Genomic DNA, 20,279 nt, shown 5'->3' on the forward strand with positions numbered 1-20,279 from the left:
ATGAGCAGGCTGCGGGATATCCTGACCACCCGGATCGCGGCACAAGGCCCGCTGACCGTGGCCGAGTATATGGCGGAATGCCTGCTGCATCCCACCCATGGCTATTACGCCACGCGCGACCCGCTGGGGGCGGCGGGTGATTTCACCACCGCGCCTGAAATCAGCCAGATGTTTGGCGAGATGCTGGGCCTTTCGCTGGCGCAGGCCTGGCTGGATCAGGGCGCGCCTGCGCCCTTCACGCTGGCCGAATGCGGCCCCGGACGCGGCACCTTGATGGCCGATGTGTTGCGCGCCACCCGCGCCGCGCCGGGGTTTCACGCCGCTGCACAGGTGCATCTGATCGAAGCCTCAGACACCTTGCGCGCGGTTCAGCGCAAGACACTGGCACATGATGATGTGATCTGGGCCGATACCGTCGAAGACCTGCCCGACCAGCCACTGTTCCTGCTGGCGAACGAATTTTTCGACGCGCTTCCGGTGCGGCAGTTTCAACGCGACGGCGACGGCTGGCGCGAACGCTGCATGGGGCTGCAAGACGGCGCTTTGGCGTTGGGACTGGCCGACCGGCAACAGGCCCCACAGCTAGCCCATCGGCTGGATGATACACGCGACGGCGACATCGTGGAAACCTGCGCCGCCGGGGTCAATGCAGTGCGCGTGATCGGGAACCGGATCGCGGCCCACGGCGGCGCGGCGCTGATCGTGGACTATGGCGACTGGCGGTCACTGGGCGACACGCTGCAGGCGGTGCGCGGCCATGCTGTGGCCGATCCGCTGGACGATCCGGGCCATGCCGACCTGACAGCGCATGTGGATTTCGAAGCATTGGCGCAGGCGGCCGCCCCTGCCGCGCATACGCGATTGACGCCGCAGGGCGTGTTTCTGGAACGGTTGGGCATCACCGCCCGCGCGCAAGCGCTGGCCAAAGGACTGGGCGGCGCATCACTCGAAACGCATATCGCTGCACATCGGCGCTTGACCCATCCGCAGGAAATGGGGACGCTCTTTAAGGTGCTTGGCCTTTATCCCGAAGGCGCAAGCCCGCCACCGGGGTTGGAACCATGACGCTTGAGATCATCACCGCCGACAGCCTTGCGCCCTTGCGGCACGGGTTCTTTACCCGGCGCGGCGGTGCTTCGTCGGGTGTATTTGCCGGGCTGAATTGCGGGCCTGGGTCGTCGGACCAATCCGAAATTGTCAGAATTAACCGCGGCCGTGTGGCTGATGCGCTGAACGTGCCGCCAGATCACCTGCTGACCGTGCATCAGGTGCATTCTGCGGATGTGACGCATGTGACCGGGCCGCTGACTGAAAAACCGCGTGCAGATGCCATGGTAACGGCGACGCCGGGACTGGCGCTTGCCGTGTTGACCGCCGATTGCCAGCCGGTGCTGTTTGCCGACACCAAGGCCGGTGTGGTGGGCGCGGCACATGCAGGATGGCGCGGTGCCCTAGATGGTGTGCTTGAGGCGACGCTGGATGCGATGGAAACCTTGGGGGCGGCGCGCGGTGATATCACTGCGGTGATCGGTCCCACGATCAGCCAAAGCGCCTATGAGGTCGGACCCGAATTTCTGGACGACTTCATCGCCGACGATCCGGCCAACAGCCGCTTTTTTGGCAATGGCGACGGCGATCGCTGCCTGTTCGACCTACCGGCCTTTGGCTTGCACCGCCTAAGACAGGCCGGGGTTGGCCATGCCGAATGGACCCGCCATTGCACCTATTCCGATCCGGCGCGATTCTTTTCCTACCGCCGTGCCACCCACGCGGGCGAGGCCGACTATGGACGGATGATTTCGACGATCAGGCTGTGATTGCGGCCAAGGATTGGCAGATCTGTCCACATGTTTGCCCCAATTGCCGGAAACAATCACGCGATTCAGGCCAGTTTGAACACGAGGTCTTTCACTTAATCACTTAAAAACAATACCTTAACCCCAATTCGGCAGCTCTGCCATTTTTCGTGCAAATCCGGCGCTGCATGACGGCTGATTTTTTTCAATTCGTCACATCATGGCCCGAAACCGGGGGCAATATCATCGTTAATGGGGTGACCCCAACGAGCAGTGCAACGAGAACGAGGAAGACCATGAAAAAGCGTTGGATGAAATCGGTAATCGAAACCAGTAAGCAAGACATGCCAGCGCTGCCCTATCAACGCCGTGCGCGCAACGCGGCGCGCGCCGCGTTGTCGGTGCGCATGACCAAAACCGCCTGATATGCGCCGGGCTGTCAATGACGGCCCGGAATTGATTCGACCGGGCCACGCCTGAAATGTGGCACGACAAGGCGTCGCGCGGGAACAAATACGGCCAGGCTTTTGGCATTGGCCGAGGTGTAGAAACAATTTTGTGTAAAATTTGACAGATGGGCAGCGTTGCGGCGATCTATTGATCCTCGCAACGTGAATGGTAACCGTCCTTCTGTCGTTGTCGGTGGGGGCCGACGCGGTTGTGGCGACCGAATGGTGACACAACATGGCTACTCCTCCACTCTCCGCCGAGTCTCTGGCGGCCTCTCATGAGACCATCCGGCATTTGCCCAATGATCGCGCGCCGGTGCCCGCATCCGGGCCGATGCGCAAGCGGCATATGCTGCGCAAATATCGCATTCAATCCCTGCGCAACGATGGGTCGGTGCATGACACCGAAAATCTTGGCCCGGCCATACCGGCCTTCGAAGCGGCGTTTTCCGCGTTTGCCCGTGGCACGCTGATCAAAACAGCCCAAGGCCCCGTCGCCATCGAAGATCTGACCCCCGGCACAAAAATCATCACAGCCGAATATGGGCCGATGCCGCTTTTGTGGGTCGGGTCAATGACACTGGTGCCAAACGCCGATGGAATCACCGCCGACAATCGCCGCGTGACGCGCATCATGGGCGACGCCCTTGGGATGGGACGCCCGATGATGGATGTGGTGGCCGGCCCCGGCGCGCGCCTGTTGGCCCGGCCCGCGGGCATGCGCAACAGTTTTGGCGGCGAACAGGTGCTGACCCCGGCCCGCGATCTGGCCGACGGGATGAACCTGATCGACATGGCACCGCGCCACCCGCTGACGGTCTATCACATCGCGCTGCGGCGCCATGCAACGATCACGGCTGGGGGACTGGATTTTGAAAGCTTCCACCCCGGTGCAGGGTTCGAACGCCACCTGAGCCGCAATATGCTATCGCTGTTTCTGTCGTATTTCCCGCATATCCGGGAGCCTCGGCATTTCGGCACGCTGTCGCATCCGCGTCTGCCGCTTGTGTCGTCAGAGCGTCTTGAAACCGCCTGAAGTCTAGGGCGCGTCGGCCAGACGCGCCTCAAGGATATCAAAGGGCACACCCGGTTCGTCCTTGGCCCCACGGATCACCAGCGACGTCTTGACGCTGCCGACATTGTCGGCGGCGGTCAGTTCTTCGGTCAAAAATCGCTGAAATGTGGACAGGTCGGGTGCCACGCATTTCAGGATAAAATCCACCTCGCCATTCAGCATGTGACACTCGCGCACCAAAGGCCAATCGCGGCACCGTGCCTCGAACGCGCTCAGGTCGGCCTCGGCCTGACTTTGCAGGCCGACACTGGCAAACACCTGCACTTCAAAACCCAGTTCACGGGCATCGACATCGGCGTGGTAGCCGCGGATAAACCCCTGCTCTTCCAAAGTGCGCACGCGGCGCAGGCATGGCGGCGCCGAAATCCCCACACGCTTGGCCAGTTCGACATTCGTCATGCGGCCATCGGCCTGAAGTTCGGCCAAGATCTTGCGGTCGATCTCATCAAGGCGGGTTGCGGGCATCTAAACACTCCTGAAATTCGCGATTATTATATCATGCACGCAGGCGCACGCAATAATGTTTCGCCACTACGCAAGATCGTTTCGCATGTTTTTTTGCGACTGATGCAATGCGCAAAGCCACCGCCAAGGGGTTACATGCCCGGCGCGGCAGGGCTATATCTGGCGCGATTCAAGACTTCCACTGACAACAGGTGCTTCATGTCCCAGACCCGCCATACCAAATGCCTTATCATCGGGTCCGGCCCGGCCGGATATACCGCCGGAGTCTATGCCAGCCGCGCGATGCTTGAGCCGATCCTTGTGCAAGGGATCGAACCCGGTGGCCAATTGACCACCACGACCGAGGTGGAAAACTGGCCCGGCGACACCGAGGTGCAAGGCCCCGATCTGATGGTGCGCATGGAGGCCCACGCCAAGACCATGGGCTGTGAGATCATCGGCGACATCATCACCGATTTGGACACAACAAGCCGTCCCTTCGTGGCCAAGGGCGACAGCGGCAACATCTATACCGCCGATGCCGTCATCATGGCCACCGGCGCGCGTGCCAAATGGCTGGGGCTGGACAGCGAAGAGGCGTTCAAGGGTTTTGGCGTGTCGGCCTGTGCAACCTGCGACGGGTTCTTTTACCGCGGCGAGGAAATCGTGGTGATCGGGGGCGGCAACACAGCCGTTGAGGAGGCGCTGTTTCTAACCAACTTTGCCAGCAAGGTCACCTTGATCCATCGCCGCGACGAGTTGCGCGCCGAACAGATTTTGCAAAACCGCCTGCTCAAGCATCCGAAGGTCGAAACCCTGTGGTTCCACGAGCTGGAGGAGGTTCTGGGCGACGACAATCCAAAGGGGGTGACGGGCGTGCGCGTGAAAAGCAATCAAACCGGCGAAAGCACCGACATCCCCTGCAAGGGCGTTTTCATCGCCATTGGCCACGCCCCCGCCAGCGAGCTGCTTAAGGGCAAGGTTGAAATGCACCACGGCGACTATGTGAAGGTCGAGCCGGGCAGCACCCGCACCTCGGTGCCCGGTATCTTCGCTGCAGGCGATCTGACCGACCATATCTATCGCCAAGCCGTGACCAGCGCCGGAATGGGCTGTATGGCGGCGCTGGATGCAGAGAAATTCATCGCCGAATTAGAGAATGAGGCCCCTGCACCCGAGGCTTATGTCCCCCAAGCTTAAGGCCTGACCAAAAGGCCGCGTCTGGCGCGCGATAAGCTTAAGCGCGTTTTCGCGTTTCAGCTAAGGGGCTGTGCCCCTTGGCCCGCGGCCACACCCCCGGAAAATGTTGGGCCAGAGGACAGGGGTAAGCGCGACCTGCCATGGTTTCACGAAAACAGCAAAGAAAACGGCGCGGATAGTGTCCGCGCCGTTTTCAATTTTAACCTGGAATCCGGCGGATCAGTTCGGGATCACATCACCCGTCGGGCGCGGTGTATCCAGTGTTTCGGTGGGCAGAACCGGATATACCACTTCGGGCATCTCACCAGTCAGCGAGCCAAGGAAGGCAACGATCTGATCGACTTCTTGTTCGTTCAGCTCCATCCCAAGTTGCGATGTGCCCATGATGGCCACCGCCACTTCAAGATCCCAAACCTTGCCCGAGTGGAAATAGGGCGCTGTCTGGTCGATGTTACGCAGCGGAGAGGCCCGGAACACGTAAGAATCATCCGCGGTCTCGGTCACCTGGAAGCGGCCCCGGTCATCCGGTGGCAGCACGTCGGCGCCTGGCTTTTCGATCAGGCCGAAGGGGTAGTAACCGTTACCACCAAGGTTGACGCCGTTGTGGCAAGCCGCACAACCCTTGTCCATGAACACGGCAAGGCCTTCTTTCTGCTGCTCGGTCAGCGCGTTGTCGTCACCATTCAAGAAGGCATCGAACGGCGCGGGCGTGATCAATGTCGCCTCGTAGGCCTCGATCGCCTTGGCGAAATTGTCAAACGTCACCGGGTCGGACTCTTCAGGGAAGGAGGCTTGGAACCAATCTTGATATTGCGGCATCGAATTCAGCGTTGCCACCACATTGGCTGGCGTGTTGGCCATCTCGACACCCGCTTGCACCGGGCCTTTGGCTTGTTCGGCCAAGTCAGCGGCCCGACCATCCCAGAACTGCGCCTCATTGAACACGGCGTTCAGAACGGTGGGCGAATTGCGCGGCCCCTTCTGCCAGCCATGGCCTATGGAGGTGGGCATGTTGTCATCGCCGCCGGTTGCCAGATTGTGGCAGGAGTTGCACGAGAACACACCCGACGCTGACATGCGCGGATCAAAGAACAGCGCCTTGCCGAGATCGACTTTCTCGGGCGTGATGATATTATTGTTCAGTGCCGGAATGGTCGACGGCAGAGCCGCGAACATATCCAACGCCTGATCGCGTAATTCCGACGCTTGACCTGCCGACCCAATCGCCATCGCTGACACCGAGGCAAGCGCAATTTTCTGTAAAGATGACATGTAAGCCTCCAAGCTTGTCATATGAGATTCGCACGTTTGGAAGCATTCTAATTCGCAGACGGATGGGCGGGCCTTGAGCTATATCAAAAACATGCGTTTGACGTGGTACGATTATTCCACTGCATCGGTCTTTGAGGTGAAAACAAACCTTGGATCGCCAAATGCGCTGCAAAATGGTCTCAAACTATAAAAACACGCGACTTAGCCTTGAAAGCCAACCTTCAGCGAGGCTAAGGCACGTAAGAGTTGTGCGCGCACCTTGCCGGCACATGTTCCTGAAATCCGTGAAACCCGAGAGTAGCGATGTACCAACAAAATCTGGCTCCGATCCCCGAGCTGTATGTATCCTATGAATCCGCCCAGAAACTCAAAGTCGAAGCCGCCAATCTGACAAGCTGGGATTTGACCTCGCGCCAGATTTGCGATCTGGAACTTCTGTTGAATGGTGGGTTCAATCCGCTCAAGGGTTTCCTGAACGAAGAGGATTACAACGGCGTCGTCGACAACATGCGTCTGGCCGATGGCACCCTTTGGCCCATGCCAATCACGCTGGACGTGCCGGAAAGTTTTGCCGAAGGTCTGGAACTGGGCCAAGATATCGCACTGCGCGATCAAGAGGGCGTCATTCTGGCGACCATGACCGTGACCGACCGTTGGACACCGAACAAATCGCATGAAGCGGAAAAGGTGTTCGGGGCCGACGACGACGCGCATCCGGCTGTGAACTATCTGCACAATACCGCAGGCAAGATATATCTGGGCGGCCCGGTGACCGGCATCCAGCAACCGGTGCACTACGATTTTCGCGGTAGCCGCGACACGCCGAACGAATTGCGCGCCTATTTCCGCAAACTGGGCTGGCGTCGCGTTGTGGCGTTCCAAACCCGCAACCCGCTGCACCGCGCGCATCAGGAACTGACCTTCCGCGCCGCGAAAGAAGCCGAGGCCAACCTGCTGATCCATCCGGTCGTCGGCATGACCAAACCCGGCGATGTCGATCACTTCACCCGCGTGCGCTGCTACGAGGCGGTGCTGGACAAATACCCCGGCTCAACCACCACGATGAGCCTGTTGAACCTTGCCATGCGCATGGCCGGCCCGCGTGAAGCCGTCTGGCACGGGTTGATCCGCAAAAACCACGGCTGCACCCATTTCATCGTTGGCCGCGATCATGCCGGACCCGGCAAGAACAGCGCTGGCGAAGATTTCTACGGCCCTTATGACGCGCAGGATCTGTTCCGCACGCATCAGGACGAAATGGGAATCGAGATGGTCGATTTCAAACACATGGTCTTCGTGCAGGAACGCGCCCAATACGAGGCGATGGACGAAATCGAAGACAAGGACAATGTCACGATCCTCAATATCTCGGGCACCGAATTGCGCCGCCGTCTGCAGGAAGGTTTGGAAATTCCCGATTGGTTCTCGTTCCCCGAGGTCGTCAAGGAATTGCGCCGCACCCGTCCGCCACGCAGCCAGCAAGGCTTTACCGTGTTTTTCACGGGCTTTTCCGGGTCGGGCAAATCAACCATCGCAAACGCGCTGATGGTCAAGCTGATGGAGATGGGCGGCCGCCCGGTGACGCTGCTGGATGGCGATATCGTGCGCAAGAACCTCAGCTCCGAGTTGGGCTTCTCGAAAGAGCATCGCGACCTGAACATTCGTCGCATCGGCTATGTCGCAAGCGAAATCACAAAGAATGGCGGCATCGCCATTTGCGCGCCAATCGCTCCTTATGCGGCCACTCGGCGCGCCGTGCGTGAAGAGATCGAGGAAAACGGCGCCTTTGTCGAAGTGCACGTCGCCACCACGCTCGAAGAATGCGAGCGCCGCGACCGCAAAGGGCTTTATAAACTGGCGCGCGAGGGCAAGATCAAGGAATTCACGGGTATTTCTGATCCTTATGACGTGCCTGAACACCCTGAATTGCGGGTCGAGACCGAAAACGTCGATGTCGACAACTGCGCGCATCAGGTGATTCTGAAGCTGGAACAGATGGGCCTGATCGCAGGTTGACGTTACGACGATGCGAAGCAGGCTGTCAGGCCTGATAAGCCTTTGCCGGATCGCAGCGGGCCGCCCTTGCCGGGGCGGCCCGTTTGCGGTTAGGCGGGTGTGATCATGTATGCCATATCGCTTACCTCGATCCCGCCGCGCTTTGAGTGTCTTGGCCCTGTTCTGACGGGGTTGCTGGCGCAGCGCCCTGCCCCTGCGCGGGTAATCCTGTGCCTGCCCCGCCGTTACGCGCGGTTTCCCGGACCGGTCACGCCCCCACCCTTGCCCGATGGGGTTGACCTGCTATGGCACGACACCGACCTTGGCCCCGCCACCAAGGCCCTCCCCGCCGCCCTGCATTTGGCGGGACAGATGCCGCGCCTGATCTATTGCGATGATGACTGGATCATGGGGCCGGGCTGGGCCGCAGCCCTACTGGGTGCCGCGCAACCACACGAGGCCACAACCGGGCAAGGCTACAGCGTGACGCGCCTACACCGTCAGCCCACCGCACCAACCCCACAACATACCGAGATTGCCCAAGGGTTTGCCGGTGTCTGCGTCGATCCCGCGTGGCTGTCAGCACGGGACATGGACCCGCCGCTGGCGGCATGGCCGGTTGATGATATCTGGCTGTCAGGGTGTTTGGCCCACCAAGGCATTTTCGTGCGCCCGGTGCCTGCCGCCCGACAGGCGATGCGGCTGGCCCATCACGACATGCATGGTTTACAAAATTGCGTGTTTGACGGATGCGACCGGCACGATGCAAATACCGCCTGCCTGTCCTTGCTGACCGAACGCTATGGACTATGGCCAAGGCTGGGCGGCGGCGGGTGAACCGCCGCAGCTATGGTGATCAATGGACCGTGACCGGGTCCATATTGTTTTGCCGCGCCAGCACGAAGGCCAGCCTGCGGTCACGCACCAGCGCAAGCCGTTCACCATCAGATGAATGCAGCGCATACAGCGTTTTACTGCCCATGGCCTGTTCGCGCATGTCTTCGGGAAGGTCCGCCACGTCTACGGGTCTGACATAGACGATTGCGCGGCCCTCGGCGGCACCGAAATCGTATTTGCTATCCATATCGCTTACCCCTTTTTGATCTTGATCTTTTGTACCACGGGTTCCGGTAAAGCGCGGGTCAGGTCCACATGCAGCAAACCGTTTTCCATGATCGCTTCGCCCACCTCAACACCATCTGCCAATACGAAACTACGTTGAAACTGGCGCGCGGCAATACCGCGATGCAAGTAGATACGGTGATCGGCCTCGTCGCTTTGGCGGCCCCGGATCACCAATTGGCGATCCTCAACCGTGATCGAAAGATCGTCTTCGGAAAACCCGGCCACGGCCAGCGTGATCCGATAGGAATTGTCCGAGGTCTGTTCGATATTGAAAGGCGGATAGCCTTCGTTACCTGATTTGGCGCTGCGTTCCAGCATCCGCTCTAACTGCTCAAACCCCAGCATATAGGGGTGTGACCCCATCGTCAGCTTTGTCATCGACACGTCCTTACATCCAAGCGACAGTCCACGCCGGGCCCCGGTTTCGGCAACCCGACATTCAGAATATGGGGGCCATCGCTTGCCCGTGCAAGCCCCTTGCAGGGGCTATGCCAGCACATCGAAACCCGCTATGCTATGCGCCTAATCCGCCAAGAGGAATCAGACATATGAACGCTTTCAGCGATCTGTCCATGAAATCGGACGAGGTGCTGCGCGTAGAGTTGGAGGAATTTCGCCGCCAACACCGCGATCTGGACGAGGCGATTGCAGCCCTGCAAGAAAAAGGGTCCGCCGATCCGCTGACCGTCAAGCGGCTCAAGCAGCAGAAACTGCGCCTCAAGGACATGATTGCCTATATCGAAGACCGTATTTATCCCGATATCATCGCCTGAGCGTGATTGCGTCGCGCGGCGCGATAGGTATAGTGCGCGCTCTAAGATCAAGGGGCCTGTGACAGATGAACAATGTCAAAGTCGGGATCATCATGGGCAGTCAATCCGACTGGCCCACGATGCGTGAAGCTGCCGAAATCCTCGATGCGCTTGACGTGCCTTACGAGGCGCGGATCGTGTCGGCGCACCGCACACCCGACCGTCTGTGGGACTACGGCAAAACCGCTGTTGATCGCGGCCTGCACGTGATCATCGCGGGCGCAGGCGGCGCGGCGCACCTGCCGGGCATGATGGCCTCGAAAACACGGGTGCCGGTGATTGGCGTGCCGGTGCAAACCAAGGCCTTGTCCGGCGTCGACAGCCTGTATTCCATCGTGCAGATGCCCAAAGGCTTTCCAGTGGCGACCATGGCGATCGGGTCGGCTGGTGCGGCCAATGCCGGGCTGATGGCGGCAGGTATTCTCGCAAATGGCGACCCGGCACTGGCCCAACGGCTGGATGATTGGCGCGCGGCGCTGTCGGCCTCAATTCCGGAAGACCCTCAAGATGACTGATCCCCTGACGACCGGCGCGACCATTGGCATTCTTGGCGGTGGCCAGCTTGGCCGTATGCTGTCGGTTGCCGCAGCACGGCTGGGTTTCAAGACCTGCGTGTTCGAACCGGGTGGCGACTGCCCGACCAGCCATGTGGCCAACTACCATTTTCAGGCCAGCTATGACGACGCGGATGCGCTGCGCAAATTCGCCGCCGCTGTCGACGTGGTGACCTACGAGTTTGAAAATATCCCCACCGCGGCTTTGGACATCCTTGAAGGGCTGGTGCCGGTGCGCCCCGGCCGCAAGGCCCTGAAGATCAGCCAGGACCGGCTGACAGAGAAAGCCTTTTTGACCGATCTGGGCCTGAAGACCGCCCCGTTCGCCGCCGTCGATGACACGGTGGATCTGGCCGAGGCCATGGCCGAAATCGGCCTGCCCGCGATCCTGAAAACCCGCCGTTTCGGCTATGATGGCAAGGGACAGGCGCGCATCATGTCGGAAGGCGACGCGGCACAAGCCCTGACCGATATGGCGGGCCAAGAGGCGATCCTGGAAGGCTTTGTCGCGTTCACACACGAGGTTTCGGTGATTGGCGCGCGCAACACGGCGGGTGATGTGGCCTGCTATGATCCCGGCGAAAACGTGCACAAGGACGGCATTCTACACACCACCACCGTGCCTGCACGCCTGACAACCGCGCAGCGCACCGATGCGGTGCTGTTGACCGCGCAAATCCTGAACAAACTGGATTACGTGGGCGTCATGGGGGTTGAGCTGTTCGTGACGGCCCAAGGCCTGTTGGTGAATGAAATCGCCCCGCGCGTCCACAATTCGGGCCACTGGACACAACAGGGTTGCACCATCGACCAGTTCGAACAGCATATCCGCGCCGTTGCGGGTTGGCCGTTGGGCGATGGCAGCCGTTACGCCGATGTGGTGATGGAAAACCTGATTGGCGCCGACATGGAGCGTGTGCCCGAGATCGCCAAGGAGCCGGGCACGGCGCTGCATCTGTATGGCAAGGCCGAGGCCAAGCCGGGCCGCAAGATGGGCCATGTCAACCGGATCATCCGGGGCTGATCCTTTCGCTGTCAAAAGGCCGCGCCAAAAGCGCGTCAGGTCTGGCGCGCGTGACCGCGCGCAAATGGGGGCCAGCCCCCGTCGCCGCAAGCGGCGACTCCCCCGGGATATTTTGAAACAGAAGAAGACCGCCGACTGGTCAAGCCGGGACAGACCCGATACGCCTTGGACGAAACGACCAACAAAGGATGTGTGAGTGATGGATGACGACCGCAACAGCCAGTTCCGTGATGCCCAATCCGACAGTCGCACCGCCGAACAGGTCCCTGACACGCCACAGACCCGCGCCCCGGCTTATCGGCTGGCTTTTGCAGACTCGGATTTTCTGTGCCGCGACGAGCTGCGCCCGGTGCGTTTGCAGTTGGAATTGCTCAAGCCCGAGATGATCCTGAACGAACGCGGTATTGAGAGCACCGTGGTGCTTTTTGGTGGTGCGCGCATTCCGGAGCCTTCACAAAAAGACACGGCGCGCACCGAAACTTTGGCCAATCTGTCGCGCTATTACGATGAAGCGCGCGAATTTTCCCGGATGATCACGATGAAATCCATGGCCAGCTATGGCCGTGAATATGTTGTGGCCACCGGCGGTGGACCGGGGGTGATGGAGGCGGGCAATCGCGGCGCAGCTGACGCAGGCGGGGCATCCATCGGGTTGAACATCGTGCTGCCGCACGAGCAGGCCCCGAACGAGTATGTCACGCCGGGGCTGTGCTTTAACTTTCATTATTTCGGCATCCGCAAGATGCACTTTTTGATGCGGGCCAAGGCGATTTGCGTTTTTCCCGGCGGTTTTGGAACGCTGGACGAGATGTTCGAGGCGTTGACCCTGATCCAGACCGACCGGATGACCAAGGTGCCCTTCCTGTTGTTCGGCGAAGCCTTTTGGCGTCGCATCATCAACTGGGAGGCCTTGTCGGACGCGGGCACGATCAGCCCCGAAGATCTGGAACTGTTCCGCTTTGTCGACACCGCGCAAGAGGCGGTTCAGATCATCGACGACTGGTATGCCGAAGACGCCTGACCCACACACACGGACCCCGCATTAGACCGGCAAGGTACAAACCGGTGCGCCGCGCAACAGCGTGGTGACCAGACGCCCCTCGGACGTGTCCTTGATTGCGTAGCCGTAGCCACGCAGGCGGTGTTTCCATTCACGCTCGGACACGGCCATGCCGCGCTCGCGTAATACGAGGTTCAGAACGTCTGTTTCGCTATCGCATGTAAACTGTTTCATCGTTTCCTGCCTTCCAACAGTGTTTCACTGAAGTCGGAATAGTCAACGAACAGGGCAACAATCGTGCCGGAATGTGGCCGTCAAAAGGTTTCATGGCGACAATGTTTTTCAACGCGGATGGTCAATCCATGCAATGATCAACCCGATCCAGCTGCGCCTGATGCTGTTGGCGGGCGCGAGCCGCCGATACAAGCGCACGGAACAAGCCCTGTTGGCGGTGGGCGTAGAACAGGTGTTCGGGGTGCCACTGGACCCCGATGGCAAAGGGATCGCGCACGCGTTCAATGGCCTGCACCATGCCGCCCGCGTCACGCGCGGCCACGCGCAGGCCACGGCCCAGCGTATCGACCGCCTGCGAGTGTAGCGCGTTCACCTTCATCGGGCCTGTCCCCGAGACATGCGCCAACCGCGTGGCCGGTTCGATATGGACGGTTTTACGCGGTAGGATCGTGCGGATGTAGCGGCTGTTGCGATAGACCTCGTAGGCATCCTGATGAAGCGTGCCGCCAAGCGCGATGTTCAGCATCTGACTGCCCCGGCAAATCCCCAGCACCGGCTTGTCTTGATCGAAAGCATCCTGCACGACGCGCCGTTCCAGCGCATCCCGCCCTGGATCCAGCCGCGCCGAGCGCACCAGCTGCCCGCCATACAGATCGGGTGAGATATCATCGCCACCACCGATGATGACCCCATCCACCCTAGACAGATCGGCGTCCGAGCCATCAACCCATCGCAGCGAACGCCCCCCGGCCATCCACACATTCAGCGCGATCAGCGGAAAGATGCGCCAGCCCGACCGGCGCGAGGTGGTGACACCAATCAACGGTCGTGTCATCCCGGCAACCCGGCCATGTCCAACCCCGCCGCGCGCAGGATATCGCCGCACCGCGCCGCCCAACTGCCCCGTGTCAGCGTGACCATCCCGTGATCGTCCTGCCATTCACGGCACAAACGGGCCAACAGCGCGTCATCGGCGGCCACCCGCTCGACCGTGACCCAACGCTGCCATTCCTGTGCAAGCGACCATGCGGGATCGTCGATCAGGCAATCGGGCAGGCGAAAATGAAATGTGGGCCGCGCCGATGTTTTATCTGATATTGCCTCTGCGATCCTGTCAGGCCAGAAATGCGCGAAAATCGGCAGCATATCCAAACCCCGGTTGCGCGACGGCGTATGCTGCAGATACAGGTCCATCGCCTTTTGCGCGGTGCCATCCGGCCCCAGCCCGATCAAGGCACGTACAAAATCCGTCGGGTATGGGTAGGTAAAGGGCAGGATGCGACGCGATTCGTCAATAGGGCTGGACGCGCGCAGCCAATCCTCGATCAGCGCATAGGCCAGAAGCGGGCGCAGGATATCGGCGTCGCTGTCCGAGGCGATCTGCACGTTCAAGTGGACGCCAAAGCCAAACACCCAGCCGGCACCAGTGCCCAGCGCCCCGGCCTTGCGCAAGACCGTGTTCAGGTGGTCCAATTGCGCCAGACCTTCAATGTCCAACGGCTCGGTCACAATCTCGACCGGCACCACCTCGCGGCCCAGATCAAGCGCCAGATCACGTAGCTTGGTCTTGTTGGCCTTGCGCAGGAAGATATCCAGATAGACCTCCAGCTTGCCAAGCGAACTGTCCTGCACGGTCCAGATATGGCTGTCATCCTGCACCGCCTGCCCGCCCAGCGTTTCGGCACACAGGCGCGCCACATGCGCCTCGTCCAGACCGCCAAGCTCGATCTCAACCCCGACACGGCGCGGTTCGCCGCTGGCAGTTATGGGCTGTGGAAGGGGAGCAAATCGGGTCATAGCGGCAGTTGAGCATTCCGGGCCCAGTTGCACAAGGCTGACCGGGCGTCTGGGGCCGATTAACCGATTCCGGCCTCGGATTCGATCTGGCGGCGGGATTTGCGGGCGCGTTCGCTGGCCGATTTCAGCTGACCGCAGGCCGCCATGATGTCTTCGCCGCGCGGGGTGCGGATGGGGCTGGCATAGCCTGCCTTGTAGATGATGTCGGCGAACTTCTCGATCCGGTCCCAATCGCTGCGCTGGTGCGGGGCGCCGGGCCATTCGTTAAACGGGATCAGGTTGATTTTCGCGGGAATTCCCTTGATCAACTGCACCAGCCGCCGCGCATCTTCGTCGCTGTCGTTTACGTCCTTCAGCATCACGTATTCAAAGGTGATACGCTCGGAATTGCTGACTTTGGGGTATTCACGCAGCGCGTCCAGCAGCGTGGCGATGTTCCACTTTTTATTGATCGGCACCAGCTTGTCGCGGACCTCGTCTGTGGTGGCATGGAAACTGACCGCCAGCATACAGCCGATTTCCTCGGCAGTTTTGGCGATTTCAGGGACCACACCGCTGGTCGACAGGGTGATGCGCCGACGGCTGAGCGAAATGCCTTCACCATCCATGGCGATCTTCATCGCGTCGCGCACATTGTCGAAATTATAAAGCGGTTCGCCCATCCCCATCAGCACGATGTTCGACAGCAAACGCGGGCCATTGTCGCCCGTCCCTTGGCCGGGTTCGGGCCATTCGCCCAGATCGTCGCGCGCCATCATCACCTGACCGATGATTTCACCCGCCGTCAGGTTGCGCACCAGTTTTTGGGTGCCAGTGTGGCAGAACGAACAAGTCAGAGTGCAGCCCACTTGGGACGAGATACACAGCGTTCCACGGTCGGTTTCGGGAATATACACCACCTCAACCTCGTGGTCGCCAGCGATGCGGACCAGATATTTGCGCGTCCCATCGGCGCTGACCTGACGGCTGACCATCTCGGGGATTTCGATCACGAAATTCCGGGCCAATTCGGTGCGGTAGGCCTTGGACAGATTCGTCATCTCGGCAAAATCGCGCACCCCCCATTGATAGACCCACTGCCAGATCTGATTGACCCGCATCTTGGCCTGCTTTTCCGGCGTGCCTTGGGCAATCAGAGTGTCGCGCAACGCCTCACGGGTCAGACCGACAATATTAATCGGCCCCTCGGGCAGCTTGCGGGGGATGGTCATCACGTCTTGGGTGATCGGTGCGGTGCTATCGGTCATGGGGTCGCGCAATCCTATCGTCAGATGGGGTTCCATATAGGATATGCGCACCGATTCCAAAACATTCCAGTGCCGTGTGCCATGCACTGGCGCGATACCCACATGCGGCCCCCATCATAGCACGCCGGATCTGTGGCCCAGTTTCGCCACCTCGTCATGGCAAGGGCATGTGGTTAGATGATCATTCACCATGCCCACGGCCTGCATGAAGGCATATACAATCGTCGGCCCGCAAAACTTGAATCCTCTTTTCTTCAAATCCTTGGAAATTGCCGTGGAAATTTCTGTGAAGGCCGGAACATCATCCAGACGGGCCCATCGGTTCTGAAGAGGGGCACCGCCGACATAGCCCCAAAGGTAGCGGTCAAAGCCCTGCTCGGCCTCGATCTGCTGCCAGACACGGGCATTCGAAATCGTCGCCTCGATCTTGCCTCGGTGGCGCACGATGCCCGGATTGGCCAGCAATTGCTGCACCTCGGCCGCGCCCCACCCGGCAATCAGGTCTGGGTCAAATCCCTGAAATGATTCACGAAACGCCTCTCGCTTGCGCAGGATGGTGATCCAGCTCAGCCCGGCCTGAAATCCGTCAAGGACCAGCTTTTCCCATAGCGCGCGGCTGTCATATTCGGGAACGCCCCATTCGGTATCGTGATACGCCCTGTACAGGTCATCGTCTCCGACCCAGCCACATCGCTCCATGCTTGCACCCCTTGCTGCGCGCACTGCCTTCAATTTGTCTTAGATGCGCAGCTTAACAGTTCTTTAGCGGCTGGCCCACAACCTGTGACCCGATGATCAGGAGGTGCAAATGGGGCACAAACGCAAATGGGCCAATATCCCGGCCGGGCACGACAGCCCGCTGGCCTATGCTGTCACGGCGCGGGACAGGTCAACACTGGAAATGGTGCAGCAGGCCGTTCAGCACAATCAGGTGATGCTGGCCTATCAGGCTGTGGTTCCGGCAGGCCGCCAGTCACGCGCCACCTTTTACGAAGGGTTGATCCGCGTACTGGACGACACCGGGCGCGTGATCCCGGCGAAAGAGTTCATTGACGTAATCGAAACCACTGAAACCGGCCGCGCGATTGATTGTCTCGCACTGGACAAAGGTTTGAAAACGCTGGCCGATTACCCCGACTTGCGGCTGGCGGTGAACATGTCGGCCCGCTCGATCGGGTATAAGCGGTGGAACAGGATACTGTCGAAATGGCTGAAATCCGACCCGACGATTGGCGAGCGCCTGATCCTTGAGATCACCGAAAGCTCGGCCATGTTGATCCCCGAACTGGTGGTCGGCTTCATGTCCGAGCTTCAGCAAAAGGGCATCAGTTTTGCGCTGGATGATTTTGGCGCGGGCTTTACCTCATTCCGGTATCTGCGCGATTTCTATTTTGACATCCTCAAGATCGACGGCCAATTCATTCGCGGCATCGCCACCGACCCGGACAATCAAATTCTGACAGCCGCGCTGCAATCCATCGCCCTGCAATTCGATATGCTGACCGTCGCCGAAAGTGTCGAACGGCGCGAAGATGCCGCCTATCTGACCGCTGCCGGGATCGACTGCTTGCAAGGTTACTTTTTCAGCGCGCCATCGGTGCACCCCCCGTGGCTGGACGCGGGGCTGACACAAGCCAGCGCCTGAACTGTGACAACCGGGCCGTTGCCGCACTGCGGCAAATGCTGTATCACAGCTTGCGACCGTCGGGGCATTCGGGTTTGCACGATCCAGTTGTGCGGCGTACCCTCGATGTTACGTCAACTGGTGGAGGAAACACATGACCAACGTAGTTATCGCATCCGCGGCGCGCACCGCTGTCGGGTCTTTCGGCGGATCTTTCGCCAACACGCCCGCCCACGATCTGGGCGCCGCCGTGCTTGAAGCGCTCGTCGAACGGGCAGGCATCGACAAGTCAGAAGTCTCGGAAACGATTCTTGGTCAGGTGCTGACCGCGGCCCAAGGCCAGAACCCGGCCCGTCAGGCGCATATCAACGCCGGTCTGCCCATCGAAAGTGCCGCCTGGGGCATCAATCAAGTTTGCGGGTCTGGCCTGCGGGCGGTCGCGCTGGCCGCGCAGCACATCCAACTGGGCGATGCCAGCATCGTTTGCGCGGGCGGTCAGGAAAACATGACCCTCAGCCCCCATGCTGCGCATCTGCGCGCCGGGCACAAGATGGGCGATGTCAAATATATCGACACAATGATTCGCGATGGTCTGTGGGATGCCTTCAACGGGTACCATATGGGCCAGACCGCCGAAAACGTCGCCGAAAAATGGCAGATCAATCGCGAACAGCAAGATGAATTCGCACTGGCCAGCCAGAACAAGGCCGAGGCCGCCCAAAAGGCCGGCAAGTTCGACGACGAAGTGATCCCCTTCACCGTCAAGACCCGCAAGGGGGAAACCGTGGTCGATAAGGATGAATACATCCGCCATGGCGCCACGATTGATGCGATGCAGAAAATGCGCCCCGCCTTTGCCAAGGATGGCTCGGTCACGGCCGCAAATGCCAGCGGCCTGAATGACGGTGCCGCCGGCGCCCTGTTGATGAGCGCGGATGAGGCCAGCAAGCGCGGCATCCAGCCGCTTGCGCGTATCGCCAGCTATGCCACCGCCGGTCTGGACCCGTCGATCATGGGCGTCGGCCCGATCCACGCCAGCCGCAAGGCCTTGGAAAAGGCCGGGTGGACGCCCGAAGATCTAGACCTTGTCGAAGCCAACGAAGCCTTTGCCGCGCAGGCCTGTGCCGTCAACAAGGACATGGGCTGGAACCCCGAGATCGTGAATGTGAACGGCGGCGCTATCGCCATCGGACACCCCATCGGTGCATCGGGCGCGCGCATCCTGAACACCCTGCTGTTCGAAATGCAGCGCCGCGACGCCAAGAAGGGCCTTGCGACCTTGTGCATCGGCGGCGGTATGGGCGTCGCCATGTGCCTTGAGCGGGATTGATCGCGCCCCGGTATCGCACTGACACCAAAGGGCGCCCATTGCGGCGCCCTTTTTTATCACAAAGCCGACCTGACACAGGAAAAGCTGCAACGCGGCAAATTCTTTGCGCAACAATATTGCGTATTGCCGCGATGAATAGTAACAGAGTTACCAACGCATTTGACCATATTGGAGGATAACATGGCACGAACAGCACTTGTCACCGGCGGATCACGTGGGATCGGCGCAGCAATTTCAAAGGCCCTCAAGGCCGAAGGCCACACCGTGGCCGCCACCTATGCCGGCAATGACGAGGCCGCAGCCAAGTTCACCGAAGAAACGGGCATCAAGACCTACAAGTGGAATGTCGGCGACTACGACGAAAGCGCCGCAGGCATTGCCAAGGTCGAAGAGGATCTGGGCCCGATCGACATCGTGGTCGCCAACGCCGGCATCACCCGTGACGCCCCGTTCCACAAGATGACCCCGCAACAGTGGAAAGAGGTGATCGACACCAACCTGACCGGCGTATTCAACACCATCCATCCGGTTTGGCCCGGCATGCGCGAGCGTGGTTTTGGCCGTATCGTGGTGATCAGCTCGATCAACGGTCAGAAAGGACAGTTCGCGCAGGTGAACTATGCCGCGACCAAAGCAGGCGACCTGGGCATCATCAAATCACTTGCCCAAGAAGGTGCGGCCAAGGGCATCACCGCCAACGCGGTCTGCCCCGGTTATATCGCCACGGAAATGGTCATGGCCGTGCCGGAGAAGGTGCGCGACTCAATCATCAGCCAAATCCCGACGGGCCGTTTGGGCGAACCCGAGGAAATCGCGCGCTGCGTGGCCTTCCTGACATCGGACGACGCCGGCTTTATCAACGGCTCGACGATTTCGGCCAATGGTGGCCAATTCTTCGTCTGACAGCCACCATCGGTGCATCTATCACGCAAAGGGCCGGCCTTAACGACCGGCCCTTTTGCCGTGGCAATCCGCCCTTTTGGCATACTGGATAAGACGGCCGTAATATCGCATCACAACCGCCTTATCGGTCTGACCCGCGCGAACGCTTGTTCAGGCGTTGGGGCTCAGCCGTTCGATTTCTTCCTTGATGCGAAGTTTCTGTTTTTTCAGCTCAGCAACCCCAAGATCGCTGACGCCGGGTGCGCGTTGCGCCTCTTCCACTTGGTCCGAGAGGGTCTGGTGTTTCATTTTCAGTTGCTCGACATGCGAACTCAAGCTCATGGGCTGTATCCTCTCTAAATGAAATTGAACTCTTTCAGTGCACCACAATTTTACAAATCTGTCACGCTGCATGTGCG

24 protein-coding genes are annotated in these 20,279 nt (G+C 60.1%); 14 read left to right on the forward strand and 10 right to left on the reverse strand.

Annotation, left to right across the window (positions count from 1 at the left end; genetic code table 11):
- The 4 genes from HAT86_RS03605 to HAT86_RS03615 all read left to right on the forward strand — a co-directional run bounded on the left by HAT86_RS03605 (position 1) and on the right by HAT86_RS03615 (position 3,281).
- Complete coding sequence (locus tag HAT86_RS03605; RefSeq protein ID WP_167193499.1) at positions 1-1,065, forward strand: class I SAM-dependent methyltransferase; 1,065 nt, start codon at positions 1-3, stop codon at positions 1,063-1,065.
- Positions 1,062-1,817, forward strand: a complete 756-nt coding sequence (pgeF, locus tag HAT86_RS03610; RefSeq protein WP_167193501.1) for a peptidoglycan editing factor PgeF — start codon at positions 1,062-1,064, stop codon at positions 1,815-1,817. Before HAT86_RS03605 ends, pgeF begins: the two co-directional genes overlap by 4 nt.
- Before the next feature lie 275 nt (positions 1,818-2,092).
- Positions 2,093-2,221 (forward strand): hypothetical protein, encoded by a 129-nt coding sequence (locus tag HAT86_RS16990; RefSeq protein WP_269204299.1) that lies wholly within the window; start codon positions 2,093-2,095, stop codon positions 2,219-2,221.
- Between the two features lie 259 nt (positions 2,222-2,480).
- The gene (locus HAT86_RS03615) at positions 2,481-3,281 is read left to right on the forward strand and encodes a Hint domain-containing protein (RefSeq protein ID WP_167193503.1); all 801 of its coding nucleotides are present in this window, start codon (positions 2,481-2,483) and stop codon (positions 3,279-3,281) included.
- A 3-nt stretch (positions 3,282-3,284) separates the two neighbouring features.
- Here the strand turns inward: HAT86_RS03615 and HAT86_RS03620 are convergent, their stop codons facing one another.
- On the reverse strand, positions 3,285-3,785 hold the full coding sequence (locus HAT86_RS03620) for an Lrp/AsnC family transcriptional regulator (RefSeq protein WP_167193505.1): 501 nt from the start codon (positions 3,783-3,785) through the stop codon (positions 3,285-3,287).
- A gap of 198 nt (positions 3,786-3,983) precedes the next feature.
- Here HAT86_RS03620 and trxB point away from each other — a divergent pair, with 198 nt between their 5' ends.
- A complete protein-coding gene (gene trxB, locus HAT86_RS03625; RefSeq protein WP_167193507.1) occupies positions 3,984-4,964 on the forward strand; it encodes a thioredoxin-disulfide reductase in 981 nt (326 codons plus the stop codon).
- Between the two features lie 219 nt (positions 4,965-5,183).
- Here the strand turns inward: trxB and HAT86_RS03630 are convergent, their stop codons facing one another.
- Positions 5,184-6,194 carry a cytochrome-c peroxidase gene (locus HAT86_RS03630; protein WP_408014997.1) on the reverse strand — a complete coding sequence of 337 codons (1,011 nt, stop codon included), beginning with the start codon at positions 6,192-6,194 and terminating at the stop codon, positions 5,184-5,186.
- A gap of 345 nt (positions 6,195-6,539) precedes the next feature.
- On the opposite strand from HAT86_RS03630, the gene HAT86_RS03635 reads away from it, so the two are divergent.
- Positions 6,540-8,252 carry a bifunctional sulfate adenylyltransferase/adenylylsulfate kinase gene (locus tag HAT86_RS03635; RefSeq protein WP_167193511.1) on the forward strand — a complete coding sequence of 571 codons (1,713 nt, stop codon included), beginning with the start codon at positions 6,540-6,542 and terminating at the stop codon, positions 8,250-8,252.
- A 105-nt stretch (positions 8,253-8,357) separates the two neighbouring features.
- Entirely contained in the window at positions 8,358-9,068 is a 711-nt protein-coding gene (locus HAT86_RS03640) for a hypothetical protein (protein WP_167193512.1), read from the forward strand.
- 19 nt (positions 9,069-9,087) lie between these two features.
- Here the strand turns inward: HAT86_RS03640 and HAT86_RS03645 are convergent, their stop codons facing one another.
- Both HAT86_RS03645 and HAT86_RS03650 read right to left on the reverse strand, forming a co-directional pair.
- A complete protein-coding gene (locus HAT86_RS03645) occupies positions 9,088-9,315 on the reverse strand; it encodes a DUF1150 family protein (RefSeq protein ID WP_167193514.1) in 228 nt (75 codons plus the stop codon).
- 5 nt (positions 9,316-9,320) lie between these two features.
- Positions 9,321-9,734 carry an Hsp20 family protein gene (locus HAT86_RS03650; RefSeq protein ID WP_167193516.1) on the reverse strand — a complete coding sequence of 138 codons (414 nt, stop codon included), beginning with the start codon at positions 9,732-9,734 and terminating at the stop codon, positions 9,321-9,323.
- 170 nt (positions 9,735-9,904) lie between these two features.
- Between HAT86_RS03650 and HAT86_RS03655 the strand changes: the two genes are divergently transcribed.
- The 4 genes from HAT86_RS03655 (at position 9,905) to HAT86_RS03670 (ending at position 12,767) form a co-directional block, all read left to right on the forward strand.
- Complete coding sequence (locus HAT86_RS03655) at positions 9,905-10,129, forward strand: YdcH family protein (protein WP_167193518.1); 225 nt, start codon at positions 9,905-9,907, stop codon at positions 10,127-10,129.
- 65 nt (positions 10,130-10,194) lie between these two features.
- Positions 10,195-10,683, forward strand: coding sequence for a 5-(carboxyamino)imidazole ribonucleotide mutase (gene purE / locus HAT86_RS03660; protein ID WP_167193520.1), 489 nt, complete (start codon positions 10,195-10,197; stop codon positions 10,681-10,683).
- The gene (locus tag HAT86_RS03665) at positions 10,676-11,746 is read left to right on the forward strand and encodes a 5-(carboxyamino)imidazole ribonucleotide synthase (RefSeq protein ID WP_167193522.1); all 1,071 of its coding nucleotides are present in this window, start codon (positions 10,676-10,678) and stop codon (positions 11,744-11,746) included. Before purE ends, HAT86_RS03665 begins: the two co-directional genes overlap by 8 nt.
- Before the next feature lie 199 nt (positions 11,747-11,945).
- Positions 11,946-12,767, forward strand: coding sequence for an LOG family protein (locus tag HAT86_RS03670; protein ID WP_167193524.1), 822 nt, complete (start codon positions 11,946-11,948; stop codon positions 12,765-12,767).
- 21 nt (positions 12,768-12,788) lie between these two features.
- Here HAT86_RS03670 and HAT86_RS03675 read toward each other — a convergent pair whose 3' ends face one another.
- The 5 genes from HAT86_RS03675 to HAT86_RS03695 form a co-directional block, all read right to left on the reverse strand.
- The gene (locus tag HAT86_RS03675) at positions 12,789-12,980 is read right to left on the reverse strand and encodes a hypothetical protein (protein ID WP_167193525.1); all 192 of its coding nucleotides are present in this window, start codon (positions 12,978-12,980) and stop codon (positions 12,789-12,791) included.
- 121 nt (positions 12,981-13,101) lie between these two features.
- Entirely contained in the window at positions 13,102-13,815 is a 714-nt protein-coding gene (locus tag HAT86_RS03680; protein ID WP_167193527.1) for a gamma-glutamyl-gamma-aminobutyrate hydrolase family protein, read from the reverse strand.
- On the reverse strand, positions 13,812-14,777 hold the full coding sequence (locus HAT86_RS03685) for an amidoligase family protein (protein ID WP_167193529.1): 966 nt from the start codon (positions 14,775-14,777) through the stop codon (positions 13,812-13,814). The genes HAT86_RS03680 and HAT86_RS03685 overlap by 4 nt, the downstream gene beginning before the upstream one ends.
- A 59-nt stretch (positions 14,778-14,836) precedes the next feature.
- On the reverse strand, positions 14,837-16,024 hold the full coding sequence (rlmN, locus tag HAT86_RS03690) for a 23S rRNA (adenine(2503)-C(2))-methyltransferase RlmN (protein ID WP_167193531.1): 1,188 nt from the start codon (positions 16,022-16,024) through the stop codon (positions 14,837-14,839).
- Positions 16,025-16,138: 114 nt separating this feature from the next.
- Positions 16,139-16,723 carry a DNA-3-methyladenine glycosylase I gene (locus HAT86_RS03695; protein WP_167193534.1) on the reverse strand — a complete coding sequence of 195 codons (585 nt, stop codon included), beginning with the start codon at positions 16,721-16,723 and terminating at the stop codon, positions 16,139-16,141.
- Between the two features lie 109 nt (positions 16,724-16,832).
- On the opposite strand from HAT86_RS03695, the gene HAT86_RS03700 reads away from it, so the two are divergent.
- From HAT86_RS03700 to phbB, 3 genes are all read left to right on the forward strand, one after another.
- Positions 16,833-17,669 carry an EAL domain-containing protein gene (locus tag HAT86_RS03700; protein ID WP_167193536.1) on the forward strand — a complete coding sequence of 279 codons (837 nt, stop codon included), beginning with the start codon at positions 16,833-16,835 and terminating at the stop codon, positions 17,667-17,669.
- Positions 17,670-17,802: 133 nt separating this feature from the next.
- Positions 17,803-18,978: an acetyl-CoA C-acetyltransferase gene (locus HAT86_RS03705; protein WP_167193538.1), complete on the forward strand. Its 1,176-nt coding sequence runs from the start codon at positions 17,803-17,805 to the stop codon at positions 18,976-18,978.
- A 180-nt stretch (positions 18,979-19,158) separates the two neighbouring features.
- Entirely contained in the window at positions 19,159-19,881 is a 723-nt protein-coding gene (phbB, locus tag HAT86_RS03710; RefSeq protein ID WP_167193540.1) for an acetoacetyl-CoA reductase, read from the forward strand.
- 150 nt (positions 19,882-20,031) lie between these two features.
- Here the strand turns inward: phbB and HAT86_RS03715 are convergent, their stop codons facing one another.
- Positions 20,032-20,202 carry a YdcH family protein gene (locus HAT86_RS03715; protein ID WP_167193542.1) on the reverse strand — a complete coding sequence of 57 codons (171 nt, stop codon included), beginning with the start codon at positions 20,200-20,202 and terminating at the stop codon, positions 20,032-20,034.
- Positions 20,203-20,279: the final 77 nt, after the last annotated feature.

Source organism: Roseovarius gahaiensis (assembly GCF_011601345.1).
GTDB lineage: Bacteria > Pseudomonadota > Alphaproteobacteria > Rhodobacterales > Rhodobacteraceae > Roseovarius > Roseovarius gahaiensis.